General features: G+C 59.3%; 29 protein-coding genes. 28 read left to right on the plus strand and 1 reads right to left on the minus strand.

Going from position 1 to position 20,941, the window contains the following annotated elements; genetic code table 11:
* The first annotated feature begins 23 nt into the window (after positions 1-23).
* Positions 24-455 carry a hypothetical protein gene (locus EJ997_RS10215; RefSeq protein ID WP_126704460.1) on the plus strand — a complete coding sequence of 144 codons (432 nt, stop codon included), beginning with the start codon at positions 24-26 and terminating at the stop codon, positions 453-455.
* 67 nt (positions 456-522) lie between these two features.
* Here the strand turns inward: EJ997_RS10215 and EJ997_RS12975 are convergent, their stop codons facing one another.
* Entirely contained in the window at positions 523-666 is a 144-nt protein-coding gene (locus tag EJ997_RS12975) for a hypothetical protein (protein WP_164719951.1), read from the minus strand.
* A gap of 60 nt (positions 667-726) precedes the next feature.
* On the opposite strand from EJ997_RS12975, the gene EJ997_RS10220 reads away from it, so the two are divergent.
* The 27 genes from EJ997_RS10220 to EJ997_RS10350 all read left to right on the plus strand — a co-directional run bounded on the left by EJ997_RS10220 (position 727) and on the right by EJ997_RS10350 (position 20,867).
* Complete coding sequence (locus EJ997_RS10220) at positions 727-1,980, plus strand: hypothetical protein (RefSeq protein WP_126704461.1); 1,254 nt, start codon at positions 727-729, stop codon at positions 1,978-1,980.
* 13 nt (positions 1,981-1,993) lie between these two features.
* Positions 1,994-3,301 carry a phage portal protein family protein gene (locus EJ997_RS10225; RefSeq protein ID WP_126704462.1) on the plus strand — a complete coding sequence of 436 codons (1,308 nt, stop codon included), beginning with the start codon at positions 1,994-1,996 and terminating at the stop codon, positions 3,299-3,301.
* Positions 3,285-4,457 (plus strand): head maturation protease, ClpP-related, encoded by a 1,173-nt coding sequence (locus EJ997_RS10230; protein WP_126704463.1) that lies wholly within the window; start codon positions 3,285-3,287, stop codon positions 4,455-4,457. Before EJ997_RS10225 ends, EJ997_RS10230 begins: the two co-directional genes overlap by 17 nt.
* Before the next feature lie 2 nt (positions 4,458-4,459).
* The gene (locus EJ997_RS10235) at positions 4,460-4,816 is read left to right on the plus strand and encodes a capsid cement protein (protein WP_126704464.1); all 357 of its coding nucleotides are present in this window, start codon (positions 4,460-4,462) and stop codon (positions 4,814-4,816) included.
* Between the two features lie 16 nt (positions 4,817-4,832).
* Positions 4,833-5,738: a phage major capsid protein gene (locus EJ997_RS10240; protein WP_126704465.1), complete on the plus strand. Its 906-nt coding sequence runs from the start codon at positions 4,833-4,835 to the stop codon at positions 5,736-5,738.
* Positions 5,738-6,130, plus strand: coding sequence for a hypothetical protein (locus EJ997_RS10245; protein ID WP_126704466.1), 393 nt, complete (start codon positions 5,738-5,740; stop codon positions 6,128-6,130). Before EJ997_RS10240 ends, EJ997_RS10245 begins: the two co-directional genes overlap by 1 nt.
* 16 nt (positions 6,131-6,146) lie before the next feature.
* On the plus strand, positions 6,147-6,539 hold the full coding sequence (locus EJ997_RS10250; RefSeq protein WP_126704467.1) for a hypothetical protein: 393 nt from the start codon (positions 6,147-6,149) through the stop codon (positions 6,537-6,539).
* Between the two features lie 23 nt (positions 6,540-6,562).
* Positions 6,563-6,877, plus strand: coding sequence for a hypothetical protein (locus tag EJ997_RS10255; RefSeq protein ID WP_164719953.1), 315 nt, complete (start codon positions 6,563-6,565; stop codon positions 6,875-6,877).
* Positions 6,877-7,194: a hypothetical protein gene (locus EJ997_RS10260; RefSeq protein WP_126704469.1), complete on the plus strand. Its 318-nt coding sequence runs from the start codon at positions 6,877-6,879 to the stop codon at positions 7,192-7,194. The genes EJ997_RS10255 and EJ997_RS10260 overlap by 1 nt, the downstream gene beginning before the upstream one ends.
* A 70-nt stretch (positions 7,195-7,264) precedes the next feature.
* Positions 7,265-7,585 (plus strand): hypothetical protein, encoded by a 321-nt coding sequence (locus tag EJ997_RS10265; protein WP_126704470.1) that lies wholly within the window; start codon positions 7,265-7,267, stop codon positions 7,583-7,585.
* A 58-nt stretch (positions 7,586-7,643) separates the two neighbouring features.
* Positions 7,644-8,225: a phage tail tube protein gene (locus tag EJ997_RS10270; RefSeq protein ID WP_126704471.1), complete on the plus strand. Its 582-nt coding sequence runs from the start codon at positions 7,644-7,646 to the stop codon at positions 8,223-8,225.
* A 110-nt stretch (positions 8,226-8,335) separates the two neighbouring features.
* The gene (locus tag EJ997_RS10275) at positions 8,336-8,644 is read left to right on the plus strand and encodes a hypothetical protein (protein ID WP_126704472.1); all 309 of its coding nucleotides are present in this window, start codon (positions 8,336-8,338) and stop codon (positions 8,642-8,644) included.
* 140 nt (positions 8,645-8,784) lie between these two features.
* Positions 8,785-9,039: a hypothetical protein gene (locus EJ997_RS10280; RefSeq protein WP_126704473.1), complete on the plus strand. Its 255-nt coding sequence runs from the start codon at positions 8,785-8,787 to the stop codon at positions 9,037-9,039.
* 15 nt (positions 9,040-9,054) lie between these two features.
* Positions 9,055-12,588 (plus strand): peptidoglycan DD-metalloendopeptidase family protein, encoded by a 3,534-nt coding sequence (locus EJ997_RS10285; RefSeq protein WP_126704474.1) that lies wholly within the window; start codon positions 9,055-9,057, stop codon positions 12,586-12,588.
* A gap of 19 nt (positions 12,589-12,607) precedes the next feature.
* Positions 12,608-13,321, plus strand: coding sequence for a hypothetical protein (locus tag EJ997_RS10290; RefSeq protein WP_126704475.1), 714 nt, complete (start codon positions 12,608-12,610; stop codon positions 13,319-13,321).
* Positions 13,321-14,379 (plus strand): hypothetical protein, encoded by a 1,059-nt coding sequence (locus tag EJ997_RS10295; protein ID WP_126704476.1) that lies wholly within the window; start codon positions 13,321-13,323, stop codon positions 14,377-14,379. The genes EJ997_RS10290 and EJ997_RS10295 overlap by 1 nt, the downstream gene beginning before the upstream one ends.
* Positions 14,380-15,804 (plus strand): hypothetical protein, encoded by a 1,425-nt coding sequence (locus EJ997_RS10300; protein WP_126704477.1) that lies wholly within the window; start codon positions 14,380-14,382, stop codon positions 15,802-15,804.
* A gap of 140 nt (positions 15,805-15,944) precedes the next feature.
* Positions 15,945-16,295, plus strand: a complete 351-nt coding sequence (locus EJ997_RS10305) for a hypothetical protein (protein ID WP_126704478.1) — start codon at positions 15,945-15,947, stop codon at positions 16,293-16,295.
* Between the two features lie 65 nt (positions 16,296-16,360).
* A complete protein-coding gene (locus EJ997_RS10310) occupies positions 16,361-17,038 on the plus strand; it encodes a hypothetical protein (RefSeq protein WP_126704479.1) in 678 nt (225 codons plus the stop codon).
* Positions 17,035-17,475 (plus strand): hypothetical protein, encoded by a 441-nt coding sequence (locus EJ997_RS10315; RefSeq protein ID WP_126704480.1) that lies wholly within the window; start codon positions 17,035-17,037, stop codon positions 17,473-17,475. The genes EJ997_RS10310 and EJ997_RS10315 overlap by 4 nt, the downstream gene beginning before the upstream one ends.
* A gap of 12 nt (positions 17,476-17,487) precedes the next feature.
* Entirely contained in the window at positions 17,488-17,763 is a 276-nt protein-coding gene (locus EJ997_RS10320; protein WP_126704481.1) for a hypothetical protein, read from the plus strand.
* A 41-nt stretch (positions 17,764-17,804) separates the two neighbouring features.
* Entirely contained in the window at positions 17,805-18,725 is a 921-nt protein-coding gene (locus tag EJ997_RS10325; RefSeq protein ID WP_164719954.1) for a peptidoglycan recognition protein family protein, read from the plus strand.
* Positions 18,718-19,011, plus strand: coding sequence for a hypothetical protein (locus EJ997_RS10330; RefSeq protein ID WP_126704483.1), 294 nt, complete (start codon positions 18,718-18,720; stop codon positions 19,009-19,011). The genes EJ997_RS10325 and EJ997_RS10330 overlap by 8 nt, the downstream gene beginning before the upstream one ends.
* The gene (locus EJ997_RS10335; RefSeq protein WP_126704484.1) at positions 19,011-19,772 is read left to right on the plus strand and encodes a hypothetical protein; all 762 of its coding nucleotides are present in this window, start codon (positions 19,011-19,013) and stop codon (positions 19,770-19,772) included. The genes EJ997_RS10330 and EJ997_RS10335 overlap by 1 nt, the downstream gene beginning before the upstream one ends.
* Complete coding sequence (locus tag EJ997_RS10340) at positions 19,773-20,036, plus strand: hypothetical protein (RefSeq protein WP_126704485.1); 264 nt, start codon at positions 19,773-19,775, stop codon at positions 20,034-20,036.
* Positions 20,017-20,505, plus strand: coding sequence for a hypothetical protein (locus tag EJ997_RS10345; protein ID WP_126704486.1), 489 nt, complete (start codon positions 20,017-20,019; stop codon positions 20,503-20,505). Before EJ997_RS10340 ends, EJ997_RS10345 begins: the two co-directional genes overlap by 20 nt.
* Positions 20,502-20,867 (plus strand): hypothetical protein, encoded by a 366-nt coding sequence (locus EJ997_RS10350; RefSeq protein WP_126704487.1) that lies wholly within the window; start codon positions 20,502-20,504, stop codon positions 20,865-20,867. Before EJ997_RS10345 ends, EJ997_RS10350 begins: the two co-directional genes overlap by 4 nt.
* The last annotated feature ends 74 nt before the right edge of the window (positions 20,868-20,941 follow it).

Genomic DNA, 20,941 nt, shown 5'->3' on the forward strand with positions numbered 1-20,941 from the left:
CGATTGTGTGGGGGTGGTATGTCATGGCGCGGGCACTGAAGCCGTGTGGAACGATCGCTGCGTATCGCAGGCACCGGAAGAATGATGAAGATCCCTGCGATCAGTGTCGTGAAGCGAACGCAGCTGTTCAGCGTGAGCGCAGGAATGCGAAGAAGGCTGAGAAGGCAGAAAAGTTCGCGGCAGAGCTCGAAGTGTCTCAGCCTCTTATCGAACGTGGGGTTTCTCAGGAGTCTTCGCGTCTGTCGGATCTTGAGCGCCAGCGTTTTCTTGTGATGAGCGCTCTCGAGGGCAGCTTTGCTGTCGCGGAGGTGCGGACGATTCCGCAGCTGTCAAAGGAATTGCGGGAGATCAACCGCGAGATTGAGCAGGTCAAGGCTGAGGGCCAGGAGGAGGTTGATCCGCTTGCAGAGTTCTTCAACGCGGACGTCATCGACCTTCACACTGCCTCGGGTTGATAAGCGTCCTCGCTCGGTCGGGTCACATGGTCCGACGGTCATCCGGTTTTGTGAGGCTGTCGGAGTCTCACTGTTCGACTGGCAGAAGCATGTCATTGACGCGACGTTCGCGGTCAATGATCAGGGGGAGTGGGCGGCGAACGAGTTCGGGCTGCTTGTATCTCGCCAGAACGGGAAGGGCGAGATCCTCGTCGCGTACACGCTCGCGCACCTGTTCTTGTTTCCGCGGGCCGATAATCGACGGAAGACAATCTTGTATTCAGCGCATGAAGTGAAGACGTCGGATGACGGGTTCGAGCGGATCCGGTCGATCATTGAGGCCTCTCCGTCGCTCATGGCTCGTGTAGCCCATATTTATCTTGCGAACGGGAAGGGGTCGATCCGGCTCAAGCCTCGCAAGGGGCAGAAGATGGGTGACCGCGTCCTGTTCGTTGCCCGCTCGAAATCGTCTGGGCGTGGCTTCTCTGGTGACGTCATCATCCAGGACGAGGCACAGGAAGAGTCGAAACAAGCGCACACGGCCCTCACCTACACGCAGTCGGCGGTACCGAACCGGCAGGAATTCTTCTGCGGAACGGTCCCCGAGGAGGGCGTGAACGATTCTGAAGTGTTCGAGGGAGTCCGTGATCGTGGCCGTTCGGAAGAGGAATCACGAACCGGCTGGATGGAATGGTCCCCTGTTGGGTCGGAGAACCCGGAGACGGTGGATTCGATCGATTTCAGTGATGAAGATGTGTGGCTTGAGGCTAATCCGTCGTCGCCGTTCCTGATCAAGCTTGACACGATCCAGGACCAGTTCGATCGTGACGTGTCACCGAATAAGGAAAGTTTCGCGCGGGAGCGGCTCTCGATCTGGCCTGACCGAGCCGAGGTCTCGGAAGAAGAGAAACAGGCGAATGACCTGGATCTTGAGAAGTGGGGTGAGGGAGTGATCCCTGCCCGACTCGGCAGCAGGGTTGTCCTCGCTGTTGTTCTCGGTCCCGGTGGTGGCTATTCCACGATCGCGGGCGGACAGAGGCTCGATGATGATCGGATCTTTGTTGAACACCTCGATACGCGGGTGCAGACAAGGTGGGTAGCGGACAGGCTCGTTGAGCTGCAGAAGAAGCATGCAGCGGTCCTCGTTGTTCTCGACGACAAGAACGCGGCCCCCATTATTCCGAGTTTGCAGAAAGCACGGGTCAAGTTCATGTCGATGAGCATGAACGAGATCGGTGCGGCCTACAACCTTTTCATCGAGCACGTGAACGATGGGGTGGTGGCACACCCTGACCAGGCTGAGGTTGTGATCGCGATCCAGAACGCGGTCCCGCGCGTCATGAGCAAGGTGGCGGATTTGAAGACGTGGACGCAAGGCGACCCTCTTGAGCCTGTGACGTCGTTGCAGGCAATGACGCTCGCCTTGTGGGGAGTGCAGAAAGCTGAGACCCGCTCATCGAGCCGGCCTCCTGCAGATCCGGTCCAAGTTGTTGAAAGAGATTCCCTCGGATTGTCGGGCGTGGATCTGTTGAATGTTCGTTTCTGAATGGAGGTGACCGATGTCGGAAATCGGGTACGCCGTTCCCGCTGCTGGAAGCATGGGTGGCTGGAACACACTGACGCAAGCTGACGATGAAGAGAATCTTGACCTCCAGTTCCCGCAATCCACGAGCGTGTTCAAACGGATGCGGCGTGAAGAAACACAACTCCAAACTGTCTTGAAGGCGGTCAAGCTCCCGATCTTGCGGTCGAACTGGCGGCTGAACGCTGACGGCGTGGACCCTGAAGTGACTACCTTTGTGGCACAAAACTTGGGGCTCCCTGTCGATGGGCAGACGGATGGGAAGCGACTCCGGTCGCGTGGCAGGTTCTCCTGGCTGGAACACCTCCGGCTAGCCCTGACCAGCCTCGACTTTGGGTTCGCCTTCTTCGAGCAAGTCTATGAAGCCCGGGACGATGGGCGGCTGTGGATCCGGAAACTCGGCTACCGGCCCCAGGCAACAATCGCGCAAATCAACGTTGCAGCCGATGGCGGGCTTGTCTCCGTTGAGCAAGGACTCGATGGTGGACGTAACGCGAAGATCCCCGTCAACCGGCTCGTGGCCTACGTGAATGAGCGTGAGGGTGCGGCCTGGTCAGGCACCTCCGTCCTGCGAAGCTCTTACAAATACTGGTTGCTGAAAGACCGTCTCCTGAGAGTCCAGGCCATGACCGTGGAACGAAACGGTCTCGGCATCCCTGTCGTGACCGCACCTCCCCGTGATGACGGACCCTACGGGGATGATGCGCAGCTCGTCGCACGCGAGAAACAGCAGATCGCGGAAGGACAGAAGATCGCGTCCGGGCTACGTGCAGGAGAGACCGCCGGCGCATCACTCCCACATGGCAGTGACCTGAAGCTTCTGGGCGTGCAGGGTCAGTTGCCGGACGCAGCCGAACCCATCAAGTACTACGACGAGCAGATGGCCAAATCGGCGTTGGCGCATTTCTTGACGCTCGGGACGCAGACCGGTTCGTGGGCTCTCGGCACAACGTTTGCGGACTTCTTCACCATGTCGTTACAGACGGTGGCGAAGCAGATCGCGGAAACCGCGACAGCTCACATTATTGAAGACCTCGTGGACCTGAACTTCGGTGAAACTGTTCCGGCACCCTCGATCGTGTTTGACGAGATTGGTTCACAAACGCCTCCGACCGCGCAAGCTTTGCAGTCGCTGGTCCAGACCGGAGTGATCCGGCCCGACGATGCCCTAGAGGAATTCATGCGGAACAGGTTCGGGCTCCCCGCTGCCGACACTGGGACGGCAAGGGAATTCAAAGGAACAATCATGAGCCCGAAGGAGGCAGACCATGAGCAAGACCTATAGACCGAACAATGACTGGTTTCAGATCACCAACACAACCGAGGGTGGGCGCTCGACCGCGCGCCTCGATATATATGACGAGATCGGGTACTGGGGCACGGATACACAGACTGTCGCACGGCAGCTCCGAGGACTCGAAGCCGATCAGCTTGACGTGCATATCAACTCCAACGGAGGGGATGCCTTCGCGGGGATCGCGATCATGAACATCCTCCGTGACTTCCCCGGTGACGTGACCGTGACGATCGACGGGATCGCGGCAAGTGCAGCGTCTGTGATCGCGATGTGTGGCGACAAGATTGTCATGAATCGTGGGTCACAGATGATGATCCACGACGCATCAGGATTCTGTTACGGCGACGCAGCAGAGATGGCGAAGATGATCGAATCTCTCGACGTTGTCTCTGACTCAATCGCGGATGTCTATGCTGGCCGCGCTGGCGGGACACGTGAGCAGTGGCGCGAGGTGATGAAGTCCGAGCAGTGGTATCGCGCTGAGGAAGCAGTCACTGCCGGCCTAGCTGATGAAGTTGCTGACAGCGAAGAGGCTGAGATCTCGAATCAACGTCTCATGATTTTTAACCATGCGGGGCGAGACGAGGCTCCTGCTCCGTTCATGCCGCAGACGACGCACGAAGATTTCCAGGCCGAGCCTGGGAAACCCAAAGAAAACACAAGAAAGGAAGACACTATGTCTGACGCTCTGAAGAACGGGATCCGCGAACGGCTCGGCATGACCGCCCAGGTCGCCGACATCACGGATGACATGTTCCTCGCAGCCCTCGATGAAGCTCTCAACGAAGGCGACACCAAGGTTGAAGCTCATCTGCCTGAAGGCACCTCACTCATCGAGACCGCTGTCCTCGAACAGATCCAGGCTGACGCGACTGCCGGCCGAGCGGCTCTCGAAGCACAGGAAACCGCAGCGCGCGAGGCTCGAGTAGATGCTGCAGTAAAGGCTGGGAAGATCCCGCCCGCTCGTCGTGAACATTGGCTCAACGCGCTCAAGGCTGACGAGGAAGGTGCAGGTGCGGTCCTGGACTCGCTCGAACCTGGCCTGATCCCGCTCGCTGCGGTGGGTGTCGATCATGACCCTGAAATGACCGAAGACGACAAAACCTACAACGCCCTGTTCGGCGAGAAGAAGAAGGAGGCCTAGACATGGCTGATTACCTGCCCCTGTACCGTCCCGGTCACACCGTGACGTTCAATGTGTCCGCTGACGTGGTCGGTGGACAGCCCGTCGAAGTTGGTGACGCTGACTGGTCCGTCCAGCCTGCAGCGGCTGGCTCAACCACCGTGGTTGGTGTGGCCGGTCACGATGCCGCGGTTGGTGACAAGCTGACCGTTGAGGTCGGCAAGGTCATCCACGAGTTCGTAGCTTCTGGCGCTGTCGCTCGTGGAGCGAAGCTTGCGGCCGCGGCTGATGGCAAGGTTGCGACCGCTGCTGAGGGTGGCCTGTGGCTTGCCCTGAATTCTGTTTCCGATGGTGGCCTTGTGGCCGCGCTCCAGCTCTAAGAAAGAAGGCAATATTATGGCTGTTTACCCTATGACTCAGAGCCAGGTGTCCGCGGCGACGTCGGACCAGGTTCTGACCTTCCTGCAGCGTCCCACTCTCGTGGCACGCCGACTGTCTGAGATCCTTGCAGCTCAGCAGTTCCTGTCCCTGTTCCTCCTCACCGGCCGATTCCCGATCCAGGGTGGTGCGATCGCAGTTCCGAAGAACGAGTCGATCCGCACCAAGCGTGGCACGACCACTGTGGCTCCCGGTGCGGAATACCAGCTCACCACGATGAACGATCGTGAATACGACATCTACACTTCCAGCAAGGAAGGCATCGCAACCGAGGTCACCGATGAGGAAGTGTCGCGCTCCGCGATGCAGCCCATCCAGGACGCGCTCGCATTCCTCCAGACGGAGATGATCTTCTCCGCTGACGATGTCGCCATGGGCGTCATCGCCTCTTCAGTCACCCAGTCCCACACGGGCGCGACGTGGGATAACGGGAAGGCTGTCCTTGCGGATGCGGAAGCTGTGAAGGCGAAGGCCCGGGCACTGCGCCTCGGTTACCAGATCGACACCGCGGTCCTGCCCGGTGAACTCTACGCAGCTGTCCTGCCTGAGCTTATCGAGATCCTGCCCTCGTCAGCAGACAACGCTGTGACCGGTGCGTTCCCCACCATTGGTGGGATCACGTGGGTCTCGGACGACACCGGCACCCTGTCGGATCCGCTGTTCGTGGACCGTCAACGTCTGGGCGGGGTCGCTCGTGAGAGTATCCAGTCACCGGGCTATGCGGCTGTCGGTAACGATACGGGCGTTGAGATCAAGACGTTCCGCGTCGAAGGTGCAGACAAGACCCGCATCCAGGCGCGTAACCCTCACGTCCCGATCGTCACGAATCCTCTCGCGGGATATGTGGTGGGAGGTGTGTCCTAATGACGCATGTTGTCACCGGTGCAGCCGTCCGTGTCGCAGTCCCCACACGCCAGAAAGGGATCTGGGAAGCTCGGATTCTCAAGAAGGGTGACCTCGTCCCGGGACATGCCCGTAAGAAGGACCTGGAGTGGCTTGTCGAGCGTGGCTTTATTGCCGAGGTGCAGGCCGAGACAGACAAGGCCGAAGAGAAGGAAACCTCCCCAACCGGGGAGGTTCTTTTCGATCCGAACGACCACAAGGCTGACGACGTGATCGCCTACCTGGAATCGGCTGACGAGGATGAGCGCGCCCGTGTGCTCGCTGTCGAGGCAGAAGGCAAGGACCGGAAGGGTATCCGGGACTGGCAGCCGGAAATGGCGGAGCCGGAAGAATCCGAAGCTGAGGACGAGTAGGTGAGTGGAGGGAACCATGACTGAACTTCTTGACAAGCTAGAACTTTCCAGCTTGGTTCCCGAGCTCAAGGATCCGTGGCTGTCCCTGTTTCTTGACGCGGCGAACGCAGGGGTGGCTCGCATCGCCCCACATGCTGCCGAAGATACAGGGGTGGCTGCGGAAGCCCGGCTGATCGTTGTGCGCGCGATCCAGCGTGTTTTCAACACGAAGGCCTGGGTCCGGTCGCAGTCTGCCGGCCCTTTCAGCATCTCCTACGTCACCAACGGCTACGGGCTGTTCGACTCCAACGACAAGGCTGAACTCGCAGCCCTCGGCCCCGTCCTACCGGGCGCTCTACCATCCGGGAATTTCCCGGAGCCAGGTGACTACGACCGGCTCTTCGCTCGACCTGGGAAGCGGTGGTTCTAATGTGGAATCACGGAGAACAAGTCGTGTGGCATCGCCACGGAGTGACCGGTAAGGACTCGTATAGCCGGCCAATCCTGGGTTTCACGGACGAGCCGCTGGAGAACGTCGTGGTTGCGCCAGGTTCCTCGTCGGAGTCCCGCTCCACCTCGAATCCTTCCCGGCTCTCCACCCAGATGAGCATTCTGCTCACCAGCGACCCAGGCATTAGCGACCAGGATGAATTCACGATCCGTGGCCGCCGGTACGCCGTCGAGGGTGATCCTGAAGGTGGCTGGGTAAACCCATTCACCGGGACCAGCTTTGGTACCGAAATCAATCTGAAGAAGGTGACGGGCTGATGGCCAAGATTAAGTTCAATCAGAAAGGGTTCCAGAAGCTCCGTAAGGAACCCAAGCTCCAAGACCTGGTCAATAAGCTTGCTCATGACGTCGCAGTCGAAGCGTCGAAGGCCGCTAGCGGGGATCCTCTGCCTGTCTTTGATCAGGGCTCTCCTCCTCCTGGGGGACGGTCTGGCTATCAGGTGACTGAGCTGGCTCTTGAGGATCCACGTGGCGCTACATCGGTCATGGCGGTCGGAGCCGGGCATCACCACAACAGGAAGCATTCCTCACTCCTGCGTGGTGTCTCTGTGGTGGCGGCGAAAAATCGTGGTTGAGATCATTCGGGGCCGCGACCCACAACTCGAAGCCCTCCGATATTTGTCAGCGTGGTTTCCGGAAATTCAGGTGGAAGTCCCGTCCGGCTGGACCGGTGACGGACTCCTCGTTGTTGTACAGGACGCTGGTGGATCAGGCGGCTACGACATCGTTCTCGACGACATTCTCATACGGTTCCTGGTGTTTCATCCGGACCAGGAAACAGCCTCCAGCAATGCACGGACCCTGCATGGTCTCGTTAAACGCTGGGGTGAAGAACACGCGGGTGTTTCGTTTCGTGACACGATCCAGCGCCCCACCTATGACCCGGACCCCGACACTGGGGTCCCGGCCTACACCATGACTGTCCGTCTCGTTTTCCGTGCGGAAACAGTGACGGTCACGCCCTAACAGACTGGGGCGAACCCTCAAGGAGAGATGACGCAAACGTATTTCCTAAGGAGGAAAAATGGCAGAAGGAACCTCTGCAATTCTGGCAGGAGCCCCAGTCGATGCGACCGGTGGAGTCCTGACTGCACCGATCGGAACGACCGGACCCACCTCAGCAATCGACGCGATCGCGGACTTCATCAAGACAGGTTTTGTCGGTGAAGACGGCATCACGAAGACTGTTGATGCGTCTGACGAAAAGATCAAGGCATGGGGCGGCTCCACAGTGAAGATCGTCCGATCTGAACACTCGGTCACCTATGCGTTCACTTTCCTAGAGTCGGCGAACGCAACCGTTCTCAAGCTTATCCACGGTGAAGAAAACGTCATCATCACGCCTCCCACGGCGGATCATGGCGGGCAGGTTGAGATTCGTGAACGCGGGGAACTCATCGAACGCCAAGAATTCGTGTTTGACATGAAGGACGGGAAAACCCGGATCCGTGAATTCGTCCCAGATGGGCAGCTGTCCCATACAGGCGATGTGCAGTTCGTGCACTCCGCGATCATTTCCTACACCGTGACCATCGAGGCGTTCCCCGATGGTGATGGCGTGAAGGCCTACAGCTACATGGACGACGGCGCGACTACCGCCGCCTAATGACCGGTGTTCGGGGCGGGAATCTGATTTGCGTCGTCTCGCCCGCCTCGAACACCTTAAACCCCTCATTTTTCGAGATTGACGCACACATTTTTTGAGAGAAGGACGCAATGGCAGCCAAGAAAACTAAGAAGTTTGTTCGTAAAACCGAGAAGAAGATCGAGATGGTCTCCTTCACCCTCCCCGAGATCTATGGGGACGCTGAGTTTGTCCTCCCGGACACCGACCAGATGCCGATCAAGGCGCAGCGCATGATCCGCCGCAATGACGCCAACGGCATCATCGAATTCCTGCAGGATGCTGGGGTCGATGCTGAAACGATTGATGCGATTGATGCGCTCGATGCGGCAGAGTTTGTTGAGCTGTCGAAGGCGTGGGGCGAAGCGTCGGGGATTGATCTCCCAAAATCGCGGGCCTGATCGACCTGCACGATGAACACTCGGAAGGGTTTGAAGCGACCCTGATCGAGCGCGGCCTGCGATGGCGCGACGTCGGCACACCGGCGTTCCGGTGGTCTGACTGTTACGCCATCGTCGCCACGCTGCCATGGGACGCTCCATTGACTCGGCAAGCGAACGAGCATTGGGAATGGGGAAACCCTCTTCATCAGCTTCTTGCGATTATCGCGGAGGCAACCCACAACGGGAACGTCTACCAGTTCTCGAAGAAAAAGACGCTCAGCAAGAAGGATCTGCTGCGGATCCCACGGCCCGGCGACAGCACGAAGTTGCAAGAGAAACTCGGCGGCGAACCTGTCCCGCTCGATGAGCTCACGGTGTGGCTGGGGCCAGGCTGGGCGGAACTGCTGGCATGACTTTGGAGGTGGCTCGTGGCAAAAGGTATCGAACTCGCGACCGCATACGTTTCTCTTGCGATTGAATCGTCAGATCTCGCGAAGACGATCGGCACACAATTCGGTGACGTTGAGCGACGGGTTGCTCCCAAGGCTGGTAAGAGCATTGGGAAGGCGATGGCGAAGGGTTTCGAGGCGGAAGCCCCGGACCTTACGAGACTGGAGCGTGACTTCGAGGACGCCCAGAAGCGGATCGTTCAGGCTGAGGAACGTGCCACCACCGAGCAGGAAAACCTTGCCCGTAAGGTTGAGATCGCGCAGCAGAAGAAAACTGAAGCGGTCGAGAAGTACGGCGAGGAATCCAGCCAGGCACTGACTGCGATCGACCGGCTGATCATTGCTGAGCAGAAGCTCGAAGCCGCCAGCATGAAGGCGGAAGACGAGCAGCGCAAACTCAACCTCGCGCTCGAGGATTCTGAGAAGAAGCTCAAGGCCGCGAAAGACGAAACTGACGATCTGAGCGATAGTGCTGAAGACTCGGGCAAAAAGTGGGGCCGATTCAAAGACTCGCTCGACAAAGCCCTAACCGGCGACTTTTCGGGTGCGTTCGACAACCTGAAAAAGACCGCCAACCAGTCAGCAGATGATGTGGGTGAGTCTTTCACTGAGATGGGGTCCGAGTCCGGGACCGGCTTCTCTGGTAAATTCTCCTCTGGTGTGGCTGGCGCGATCGGCGGCCTCATCGCCGCTGCGGGGATTGGGACGATCATCTCGGACGCCATCTTCGACAGCATGGATGACGAGAAGAACGCCGACCGTATGCAAGCCAGTCTTGGCTTGTCTGAGGCAGATGCGCAGGCTTACGCCGATATCGTTTCTGACATTTACTCTGAGGGCTGGGGATCCGACAAGAGCGAAGTGCAGTCCGGCATCGAATCGTTCCTTTCATGGTCGCCCGAACTAAAGGCCGACTCGGATGCCCTAGATGACGTGACCACAAAGGCACTCGCACTCTCGGACGCATTCGCCTTGGACGTCGCGGATTCAGCCCAGATCGCAGGACAAATGGTCATGAGCGGACTGGCCGGGGACACGGCTGAAGCCCTCGACCTTCTTGCCGCAGGCATGCAGAAAGTCCCCGTCTCACTCCGCGACGAATACACGGACGCAATTCAGGAGTACGCGCCGCACCTGGCGAGCCTGGGTTTTACTGGCGAACACGCATTTTCCCTACTCGCGTCCAGCGCCGAAATGGGGCAGTACGGCATTGATAAAACCGGTGACGCGATGAAGGAGTTCGCGATCCGGGCAACCGACGGGTCCAAAGCCTCCGAGGAGGCCTATGACCTCATTGGGCTCAAATCTGATGAGATGGCTAATGCAATCCTCGCTGGCGGTGACGATGCTGCAATTGCCCTTGGGAAGATCACGAACGGGCTGCTCGATATCGAAGATCCGGCCGAGCAGGCTGAAGCCGCTATAGCCCTCTTTGGAACCCCACTTGAAGACCTAGGAGTTGAGAATATCCCTGAGTTCCTGGAGGGAATCGACGGGATGTACCACGGGCTAGGTGACGTTGACGGCCGGGCCCAGGATGTCGCTGACACGCTCTCGGATAACACCTCTACCGAGGTTGAGAAGGTTAAGCGCGGCTTCTCGGAGTGGTCGACGGAGATCGGTGACAACCTCATCGTGAAGCTCAAGGACGGCTATGAGTGGATCGACGAGAAAATTGGTCCGGTTATCCAGTGGCTCTCCGACGAGATTATTCCTCCGGTTGTGGACGCATTCACGAACATTTGGGAGACCCTCGAGGAGGAAGTGTTCCCTGCACTGCAAGAACTTTGGCGGGTCCTCCAGGAGGATCTCGGCCCGTCGTTCACGATGTTTAAGGACCTCGTTGTTCTATCGTGGGACCTCATCTGGGGCGCAATCTCGCTCGCGTGGGATCTTATCTCCGGGGTCTTTACCTCTATCGTGCAATTCCTCTCCGGGGACTTCTCCGGCGCATGGGAGACGATCAAGGACACCGTGGTCGGCGTGTGGGACACGATCTGGAACAAGATCAAGGGGATCTGGAACGACAACATTTACCCGTTTCTTGCGAAAGTGGGCGGATGGTTTGTTGAGAACCTTCAGGGTCCGATTGAGACTGTCGTCGAGAAGATCGGTGATGCCTGGAACTGGTTGACGGACCTGTTCAAGACGCCGATCAACTGGATTATTGACTACGTGATCAACGGGGCAGTCCGGCCCGTTGTCAACACGGTCGCTTCTGCTCTCGGCCTGGACTGGCAGATGGGCGAGGTGTCGAGGATCGCCATGTCGAGCCCTTCACGGTCGGCTCGCCGCGTTGGCGGCCCTCAGACTGGTGGGACTCTCACGTCAAACCGGGCTTTCGCTGATGGCGGTTTTGCTGCTCCTGGTTGGGCTCTTGTCGGTGAAGAAGGCCCTGAGCTGGTGAACTTCTTGCGTCCCGGACGTGTCTATACGGCGGATGAGACGGCGGAGGCTTTCCGGGCCATGACCACCGGGACTCCGGGCGACCTACAACGTGCAGCGGGATCTAGCCCGGCTTCGTCGTTGCTGCCGATGGGTGACAACAAGGATCCGAGCGTGTTTGACCGTATCGGTGGTGCGTGGTCGGACATTTGGCGTGGCACGTGGTCTGCTGTCACGAATGTGGCCGGCAAGGCGATCGAGTTTGTTCGGGGCGCATTGGGCGACGCGGCCGCTCTCGCATTGAACCCAGTCAAGGGCGCGATCCGTGACAACGTCGGAATCCCGTTCGTGCGTGACGGTTTCATTAACCGGATCGACTCGGTCATTAACTGGGTTAAGGGCGTTGACGAAGGTAAGGGCTCGATCAACGGGGTCCCGGTCACGGATGTGATCAGCCCGATCCTTGAGGACCTGCGGGCGGCCGGTGCATACGGCAGCCAGTACGCTGACCAAATCGCAGCCCTCACCACCTCCGGTAGCGCCCGTCCCGTCACAGGTGGCGTACTCACGTCCCTGTTCGGTCCCCGCTGGGGCGGATTCCATGCCGGCATCGACTGGGCCGTCCCTGTTGGGACCCCCGTCCGTGCCTGGCGCGACGGTGTGATCACGAATCAGGGCTGGGATACTCTCGCGGGGCGTACCGGCTTCGGCAAGGTCCTCGCCCACGCCGGCGGATTCGGCTCCTACTACGGTCACCTCTCAAGGCTGCTTGGCTTTCCGGGTGACAGGGTTCGAGCTGGTGACGTCATCGGCTATTCCGGTAACACCGGTAACTCGACTGGCCCGCATCTGCATTTTGAGATCTCGAAGGGTGGGCCGCATAACGTGGTCAACCCGCTGCGGTATCTCTTTGATAGTGGGGGTGGTTGGAGCCGGGTGAGACTGTGGTGTCGAACCAGACCCACCGGCCGGAAGCGGTCTTGTCACCAGCCCAAACAGATGCGTTCTTGGCTCTGGCTGAGGCCGCCACTGAACGACGAGACACGTTCCCGAGGACACTTGTTCTCCAGGTTGGTGAACGAGAGTTCACGGCCTACGTGGATGAGCGTGCTGAACTGTCGCATGTGACAGCGGGGAGGTATTAGCAATGTTGATTCGAGTCGAACAGTCGCGTGTCATAGTCGATCCAGAAGGAGTCACGGGCGGAGAGATTATCGGCAGATCCACGATAACCGGCGAGACCTGGGTTGCGGCACGAGAGTCTCCAGGGCGGGCGTTTGTCGACTGGCAGGCGCCCCTCGGGGAACCGGTCGTTTATCGTCATGGGGGTGTGGAGACTCCGGTCGCTAGCTTGGAGTCGTTTCGGCGTGATGAACTCTCCTCAATTGACGGACGTCTTGTCGCCCCGATTGACCGCTCAAATAGCCGTGAATGGCAGGTTGAGCGGGACATACACGAGTTCTGGCCAAAGGGCGGGTCGAGACCTCTCATTTTGCGGGGCGGCCCTAACCGGCAGTCGGAGCCGATCACGTTCGGAGCTGACGCAGCGGCCTCGAGCATGATTGAACGTCTTCTTGAGGAGCCGTTCCTCGTGGTGCGGCACAACCGTGTGAGATGCCCGGTCCGGAACTGCTCAATTCCCGCTGTCCGCCTGTTCTCGACCCGTAACGGGTCTGTTCGTTATCTCGGACAGGACTATAACGGTGAGTTTAATGAGTGGGTTTTAGAAGGTGTGGAGCCGCGTCCTCCTGCCACGCCGGTGCCTGCCCGGACGTGGGCGGATATCGCGCAGGAACATGCGTCGTGGGCTGATGTGGCAGCTAACCATGGGTCGTGGGCTGGGGTTAGGGACGGTGCGTGATGGCTGCGGTACCGTCGCCGGTTGAGTTGGATGGTGGCCGGTTCTGGTGCACGGCGTCAGTTGAGCTGGCCGGCCATAGCGTGACGCTCCCCGTTTCGGCGGGCCGTATCGTGTGGCAGGCAGACCAGTGGCCAGGCACGCAAATATCTGGACTCACCGTGCCGAGGTTCGATGACGAGGACACGGATGTTTACGGCGCGGGCCTAGTCGGTTCGGATGGGCACCGTGTCCGTATCCAAGCCAACGCGGAAAGCGCTGCGGGGTCTTGGTCGTGGGGTCTGGGTGAGTTCCTGGTGAACCGGGTGACGCCTGGGCCTGTCTCGCTTGAGATTGACGCGATCGACCTGACTGAACTCGTGATCCGGCATGAAGCCCGCGTCCCAAGACCAGTGCATCAGACTGCTCGTCCCGTCGAGGTCATGGCAACATTGCTCGCTGAGGACAACATCAACTTCTGGTTCGACCCGTCGTTGCCGTTGCCTCGTATTCGTGACGGGTTCGCGCTCGGCACCGATAGGGGCGAAACCTTACAGGAACTCTCCACAATGTGGGGAGTATTTCTTTATCCCCATTCGACGGGCGGACTCGGCGCGTTCCCGTTACCGTCCGGGCCGATCAGTGAGCCGGTAGCGCGATTCAGCGAACTAGACGCGTCGGATTCCGCACCGATTATTGACAGTGTTCTTGATTTGGATCGGTCGCAGATTTTTAATCATGTCATCGTCCCTGTCCGTGATAGCGAGAAGGTCGCTGAGGCGTATCAGACGACCGGGTGTTATGCGGTGGATCGGTATGGCTGGCAGTCTCTGCGGCTCGACTCCAACGCGGTTGGTCATTATGCGGAGGCGCAGGGGATGGCACTCACTCAACTCGCCAAGTCGTTGTTGCGGACGGTGACGAGGCCGGTCGAGTCGGTCCCAGATTGGCGAGTAGCCCCGTATTCCCCGGTTGCTGTTGAGACCCATGCGGATGGGGAACAGTGGGGCCGGGTCACTGGTTTCGAGTTACCGCTCACACATGGCGAGACAGCGGTTTATCACGTCGGGATGGAGGTCTAAATGGTTCGCCCTAATGAACTGAGTTTTGCGCGCAGGGGAGCGTTGTCGAAGCTCGCCGCACGTCGGCAGGGTGCGCGTCCGTCCCAGTTGACTGCCGTGTTTGTTGGTCTCGATGCGGAGCGTGACGACCGGGCGGTTGTGTCGTTTGACGGCTCCGAGGTTTCGGTTTTGGCTGGCCCGGTGAAGATGACCCCCGGCGCGCTCTGCGCGGTCGAGGTTGATTCCGCGAATGCTCCTGTGCGTGTTCTTGGTCCCGTCACGGTCCGCCCCGAAGGCCTAGACGAGGATGTTCCTGCACCTGACCCGGTGACGGCCATGCCTGAACTGGCACCGCACGAGGGTATGAGTGAGGCCGATAAGCAGATCCTGGATGATGCGGTCGAGGATTTGGGCGAGGCGCAACAGACCCTCACATGGGCTGAACCCATGTTTAACCTACTTTCTGACCTGGGTGCCGAAACGGATGACCCCCACCAGTTTGCAAGCAACCTAGCCACGTATCTCGAGATCCCGCTCGACCAGATCAAGATCGTGGACAATCGCGGTGCAGACGGTGACGTAATTGTGGAGCTCTATGACGCGCTGATCGTTGAAAAGTTCCTGCTGGCCACTGAAGTGATCACTGAAACGATGTTGGCGAAGAAGTCGGTGACCGCTCCAGCGTTAAACGTCGTCCACACGGACCCGAACACGGGTTATGGGTTCCGGCTGGAGCCGGAGGGGCTCACGATCCTGGACGCCGACGGAAACGTTGTCATATCGCTCCGCGCCGATATGGCGAATTATTTCGGGATCATTAAAGATGGCGGGTTCGTTGCCAGTATTGACCCGGACGGGAATATTACCGGCAACAACATCGCCGTGAATGGTGAACTTACGTATGACAGCCGCGAGTTGTCAGAGATCTTGGCGGAGTTCCCTCGTGGCCTGGTTTCGATGTCCCGGAATACGGCTGACGCGTCGATCGGGTCTAGTGAGGGCCGGTTGCTCGCTACCACGTTCATTACCCCTGAAGATAACCGGATGATTGAAATCCGGGTGATGGGGCGCATCTCGAACAGTGCCACCAGGAGGGCCGCGCTCCGGCTCCGGCAATCGTCCGGCGATACGGTCACGCCCCTCAATTCGGCCCAGAAAACATGGTACTTGCACACCGATTGGGCAGAATCGTTTGACCTTTCTGTGGTTCGGTCCACGTCGGAGTGGGGATGGAATCCGGGCGAGATGATCACGGTCGGCCTGTTCATCGAGTCGTTGAATAGTGGTGAATCAATCGGGTTTCCGTTCACGGCCGGTCAAGAAATCAGCGTGAGGGATGTGGGGCCGTGGCAAGCGATCCAGGGTCATGCGCCGTGGGTCCCGCGTCCGGTGGCGGAACCGGGACGGGCGAACAGGACAAGAAGGGCGAATCTGCTCGAACACTGAGGCGTACCGCCACGTGGGTGCAGTCTTTCGTGGGCAACGGGAGCCCTTATGTTTATCGGCCGACTGGTTCGACAGACGTAGGGAAAACCCGCGCATATCAAGGCCTGCAACCAAGAACGTCGAACGGGAATATGCGTTCCATGATCGGTTTCGGTGATGTGACCGCGGCGTTGGAGGGGGCGACCGTAACCGGGGTCAGGGTGAAGCTCAAAAATATGCACACGTTCGCGAACAACGGCGGGACCGCATACGTCGGACTCCACGGACGCGCGTCGAATGAGGAGACGTGGGGATTCTCCGTGCAGTCAGCCACCAACCAGGCTTACGCCAAAGGCTCCTCGCATGAGATCAAAATCCCTAGCGCATATTGGGGTGGTTTCATCACTGGCTCCTATCGCGGAATCACCCTCTACACCAACGTCGCCAGTAATGCGCGTTACGGGTATTGGGACGGCAGCAATGCCGAACTAATCATCGACTACCGCAAATAACCCCCACCAACCTAAGCCCCGCCACCTAGCGGGGTTGTCTTATCCCCTTTTTTAGGAGGCTCATTGTGGCTCTCGATCTTTTGAAACGCGCTATCCCCGACTCGAGCGACCCTGCGGATGCGACTGTGGCGTTCGAGCAGTTTTCGCTCACTGTCCGCCCAACTGATTGTGCGACGGTGACGGAAGCGAACACGATCGCAGGGCAGCTCTCTACGGCTGGTGCGACGCAGGCGTTTCCGTTCTTCGTGTTCGTGCAAGACTTACAGAGGCATATGTGTCTCACTGCGCCGGGCGAGGAATGGATCATCCTCGGCGGCCGGTTGCATGGTGCGACCGCCAACATCCGCAGGTTTTGCCCGAACGGGACACTAACCGAACTCCACGTCTCCGGGAGCGGGTTCACAAAACAGTCCGTGGGTTTCACGCGGCATGCAGACGGCGGCATTATGATCCCCGAAACTGGGCTGTATTTCATCCGGTTCTCCGCCTCTGTCGTGGGCATTAACTCAGCGACCGCAGGCCGGCGCTTCCTCTCCTTGAACGTGAATGGCAACTCGACGGGCGGAAATATCGAGTTTGAGGGAGGGACCAGCACGAAGCTCTTTGACTTGCTCGAACTCAACCAGGGCGACAGCGTCATGCCAATGGCCTACCAGCAGACCGGGCAGCAGCGAGACGTGGTTGGGATTATGACGGTCGCACAACATTTGACGCCATCCTGGACGGTGGTGGCAGGATCATGAATCAGTCTTTTGCGCGGCGTGTATGGTCGCGGATTCATGAACCGAGGGCAATCGCGGTATTACAGGCATCCGCGTATCTGGTTCTCGGGCTGGGTGGCCTGACTGTGTTCCATACCGCTCCGCAAAGCGTAGAAGGGCAAATCGGCGCGGTCTCGATGATGGTTCTCGCCACGATGATCACGGTCTCCACGACACTCGGCATACCCGCCGCGTTGTTTGGGTGGCAGTGGCTAGAACGAATAATTTCAGCCGGTGTGATTATGAGCGCAGGCTTGTACGGCTGGATCATCGTTTCTCTCCAAATCGCCGGGTCGGGGAACCGGTTCTTGCAGCTCTCATTCGTGATCGCCGCGATCTTCCACCAGATTATCCGGCTCGTGAGGATCGCTGGACCGCCCTATAACCGGGAATTAGCCATCACACCCGCAAGCCCGTAAGGAGCGCATGTTTTGGATGCAACGATCACGGTCGCGCTCATCAACCTCGCGGGTGGCGGTCTCGGAGTTCTCATCTTGCAGGGCGGCTGGAAATGGATACGCGGGCACTATAGCGCGGTCCAGGACGCGGAGGACAAGGCGGAGGAAGCCCGCAAAGCCCTCGCGGATTTACGCCACGAGTACGACTACCTCCGGGCGTGGATTCTCGCCCAGCCACTCACTGAGGATCAGCTGAGCAGGATCCCGAAAGCCCCTGATAGGTCCAGGCACAAGGATAAACGAGACTAGCCCGCCACACGGCGGGATTTTTTATGCCTAAAGGAGGCGCTATGGCTCGCACTATGAAGCCGATTAGTGAGTGGACGGTGTGGGATCCGGTGACGGGCCGGTCCAATGTTCCAATCCGACCCCGCATGATGACGATTCATACGGCGGTCACGAACTCGCCGGATATTTATGGTCCTGGCCTGGGTCCGGGCCGCACACATTCGCATTTCTATAACCCTAAATCGGGGAAGATGCGGCAGCACCAGGAGATTAACCGGAAGGCCTTCGCGGACGGCGACGGCAACAACTACTGCGTTTCGGTGGAGCATTGGGACGGCTACCCGAATGGTGCACCGGGTTATTGGAAACATGGTAGCGATGTTCCTCCGCTGACTGATAGCCAGATTGAGAATGATGCGCGCTTGTTCGCGCACCTCGTCAAGCACTTCAATCTCCCGAACCGGATCGCCACCCCGAACAATCTCACCGGACTCGGCTGGCACCGGCTCGGAATCAAGGGCAACTGGCGACCCTATAACCCGGCTGATTTAAAGACGTGGACCGGTAACCAGTCTGGCGTGAAATTCAGCAATGCGTTCGGTAAAGCCTGTCCTGGTGATCGACGTATCGACCAGATACGAGAAATCTATGCACGCGCCCAGGAATATTTGACCCCCACTAAACCCGCTCCGAAACCGAAACCAACACCGAAAGAAGAGAAGGATTTTCTGATGGCACTCACCGACAACGAACAACGAGAGCTCCTGCGACTCGCACGCACGGGCAAGGATGATGACGTGAAGATCAAGACCGCCATCCAGCGCCTGGAAGCAGAGGTCGCGGAGATTAAGGCCGAACTGACTGACATCGACGCGAATACGGTCGGCGGGAAGGTGTGGCGCACGAATGCGGCGATGGGCCGTGCCGAAAAAGCCAGGCTAGAGGCCGAAGCAGCTGAACCGGAGGAGGGCACCAATGACTAACCAGTCTCAGCCGGGTCAGCCGACGCAGGTTGCGCACCCGTGGCGAGCCGTACTCAGAACGTTCGTAGCAGCGGTCGTTGGAGCTGCGATCACGTGGCTGGCTGGGGTCGGTATTGATCTCGAAACCCTTGAACCCGCAATCACCGAGTCCATCACGTATGGGCTGTTCACTCTCGTGACGGGCGTGGTGACTGGCGTTCTCGCACACCCCGCCGTCAATGAGTGGGTGGAGCGGTTCCTGCCGTTCCTCGCGACCGGCGTCCACACAGAGAAGGAGCAGAACTAATGACGCGCGTCCCTGTGCACGGCGTGTTCACACGCCTCGACGGCTCCCCTGACACGGGCACAATCATCGTCACAACCTCCCGCAAACCCATCCAGGTCGAGGGCGAGGTTATTTCCGGCCCGCAGGCGTTCCCGATCCAGTCTGACGGCATTGTCACGTTTGAGCTGCCGGTGTCTGATGACCCGGTGAATGGTGAAGCCTGGACCTACAACCTGCGTGGTGACCTCGCCCAGGGAACGTGGGTGCTGAACGGGCTCGCAATCCCCGTCGGGACCACAGAGGTTGATCTCGCTAACCCACCCAGCGGTGTGCAGCGCATGTACCCTACCCGGCAGGAGTGGGAGAAGCTGATCGGCCCGGTCGTAGATGGCGCGGTTGACGCAGCTGATCGTGCTGAATCAGCGCGGGAGGAGGCCGAGGCGACGATTGTGGCGCAGGGCGACTGGACTGGCACCATCGACCTGACGGCGCTTGCGGTCCGCCCGAATTATCTCACGGCGACGCTGACTGGTGACGTGACGCTGACGCTTCCTACGCCGGGGCCTGAACGCGCTTTCACCGTCACACTCGACCTCGCCCAAGACTCGACGGGTAGCCGGACACTGAGTCTGCCGGGTGTCGCGTCCGCGTGGGCCACGCCCATCGTGCCCCATCCTGACCCCGCATCACGCACCATCATCCATCTCATGTGGACCGGGACCACCTGGGTGGGCATGGTTGCCGCTACGAACATTGGTATCCCTAGTGAGGGTGGTGTCTAAATGACTGCACAGGAAAGGCTTGATGCGGTGACGGTCGAGCTCGAGGCGGCAGGCGCACGGGTTTTTTCCGTGGCCCCTCTCGCCGACCCGGACGCGCCGCATGTGGTTGTGGCGCATGACGTTAGGGTATCGTCCCCAACTCCCCAGGTTCACGCCGAGGCGACGGCTATCTTGGCTGCGCACCGGGTCCCTACCGACGGCCTGGTCCCCTGGGTGGACCCGACTATCGAGGAAGGAGAAACCGGTGAGAGCATCGATCACTGACCGGCGGCTCGAAGCAATCGCAGGGAAACCCGGACTGGTCACTCAAGCACCGACATGGACCGAGCGGGGAGACAACGCTTTCGCGGTTTTCGTCGGGGAGCTGAAAGCGCCAGACCCCGAGCACCAAGTCGCACTCCAATCCCGAGAATTAGAGGGATCACCAGCAACCCACAACATCTGGCTAGGGGCGGGAAGTACGGTACCCACTTTCACTGGGGGCGCTAAGAGTCTCACACTCATGCCCGGCCTCGTGGCAGGCACGATCCCGCTCACGGACAAATCCATGGGGCTCGGTATGAACTACATACCCGCTCAATCATGGAAAGGCAGTTTCGCGGCCGCGGCCTACGTGCGTGTGCTGACTGGCGCCGAGGCTCTGGCGGTCGCACGCTCTCTCTCTCTCTCTCTCTCTCTCTCGCTCTCTCTCAGGGCTGACGCAAGCCACGCTGATTGGTGCGTGGCAGCATGAGAGCCGCGACCACCGACAGCCGCCTGTTTCTGCCGGTATTCCAGCAGGGATGGACCAGAGGCGGGAAACCGATCACCGTCGAGGACCTAGAACCGGACGGCAGTCTCATCCCGAACGGCTTCGTGGTCTCCCCAACCTTCCCTGTCCCTGTGGGGACGGGTTGGAAGCGGGAAGTGAATCACCGCGGCTGGACAAGCTCAACAGCCGGAATCCATCTCCGAGATCAAGACAATCTACTCCTCGCGGACCTACCAGCCGGGGATGTCAGAAGAGCCGTCCCCGAAGGAACGGTCACTGCCCGGATCTATCTCTACGGGGCGATAGCTATTCATCCAGGGATCGAAATCATCTTTACACCCTAACTGGCGGTGTGTCGTGAGGGCCGCGACCGCGGACTCCAGGTTTGGGAACCCTGTCGTCAATCTTGCTCTCGACC

It is taken from the genome of Flaviflexus ciconiae (genome assembly GCF_003971195.1).
GTDB lineage: Bacteria > Actinomycetota > Actinomycetes > Actinomycetales > Actinomycetaceae > Flaviflexus > Flaviflexus ciconiae.

Bases quoted from the DNA above. Each gene is read 5' to 3' on its own strand.
- EJ997_RS10305 (WP_126704478.1), top strand. From the start codon at position 15,945: ATGATCGGTTTCGGTGATGTGACCGCGGCGTTGGAGGGGGCGACCGTA.
- EJ997_RS10340 (WP_126704485.1), top strand. From the start codon at position 19,773: ATGACTGCACAGGAAAGGCTTGATGCGGTGACGGTCGAGCTCGAGGCG.
- EJ997_RS10215 (WP_126704460.1), top strand. From the start codon at position 24: ATGGCGCGGGCACTGAAGCCGTGTGGAACGATCGCTGCGTATCGCAGG.
- EJ997_RS10350 (WP_126704487.1), top strand. From the start codon at position 20,502: ATGAGAGCCGCGACCACCGACAGCCGCCTGTTTCTGCCGGTATTCCAG.
- EJ997_RS10250 (WP_126704467.1), top strand. From the start codon at position 6,147: ATGACTGAACTTCTTGACAAGCTAGAACTTTCCAGCTTGGTTCCCGAG.
- EJ997_RS10230 (WP_126704463.1), top strand. From the start codon at position 3,285: ATGAGCAAGACCTATAGACCGAACAATGACTGGTTTCAGATCACCAAC.
- EJ997_RS10240 (WP_126704465.1), top strand. From the start codon at position 4,833: ATGGCTGTTTACCCTATGACTCAGAGCCAGGTGTCCGCGGCGACGTCG.
- EJ997_RS10270 (WP_126704471.1), top strand. From the start codon at position 7,644: ATGGCAGAAGGAACCTCTGCAATTCTGGCAGGAGCCCCAGTCGATGCG.
- EJ997_RS10235 (WP_126704464.1), top strand. From the start codon at position 4,460: ATGGCTGATTACCTGCCCCTGTACCGTCCCGGTCACACCGTGACGTTC.
- EJ997_RS10290 (WP_126704475.1), top strand. From the start codon at position 12,608: ATGTTGATTCGAGTCGAACAGTCGCGTGTCATAGTCGATCCAGAAGGA.
- EJ997_RS10225 (WP_126704462.1), top strand. From the start codon at position 1,994: ATGTCGGAAATCGGGTACGCCGTTCCCGCTGCTGGAAGCATGGGTGGC.
- EJ997_RS10245 (WP_126704466.1), top strand. From the start codon at position 5,738: ATGACGCATGTTGTCACCGGTGCAGCCGTCCGTGTCGCAGTCCCCACA.
- EJ997_RS10300 (WP_126704477.1), top strand. From the start codon at position 14,380: ATGGTTCGCCCTAATGAACTGAGTTTTGCGCGCAGGGGAGCGTTGTCG.
- EJ997_RS10330 (WP_126704483.1), top strand. From the start codon at position 18,718: ATGACTAACCAGTCTCAGCCGGGTCAGCCGACGCAGGTTGCGCACCCG.
- EJ997_RS10325 (WP_164719954.1), top strand. From the start codon at position 17,805: ATGGCTCGCACTATGAAGCCGATTAGTGAGTGGACGGTGTGGGATCCG.
- EJ997_RS10260 (WP_126704469.1), top strand. From the start codon at position 6,877: ATGGCCAAGATTAAGTTCAATCAGAAAGGGTTCCAGAAGCTCCGTAAG.
- EJ997_RS10335 (WP_126704484.1), top strand. From the start codon at position 19,011: ATGACGCGCGTCCCTGTGCACGGCGTGTTCACACGCCTCGACGGCTCC.
- EJ997_RS10295 (WP_126704476.1), top strand. From the start codon at position 13,321: ATGGCTGCGGTACCGTCGCCGGTTGAGTTGGATGGTGGCCGGTTCTGG.
- EJ997_RS10315 (WP_126704480.1), top strand. From the start codon at position 17,035: ATGAATCAGTCTTTTGCGCGGCGTGTATGGTCGCGGATTCATGAACCG.
- EJ997_RS10275 (WP_126704472.1), top strand. From the start codon at position 8,336: ATGGCAGCCAAGAAAACTAAGAAGTTTGTTCGTAAAACCGAGAAGAAG.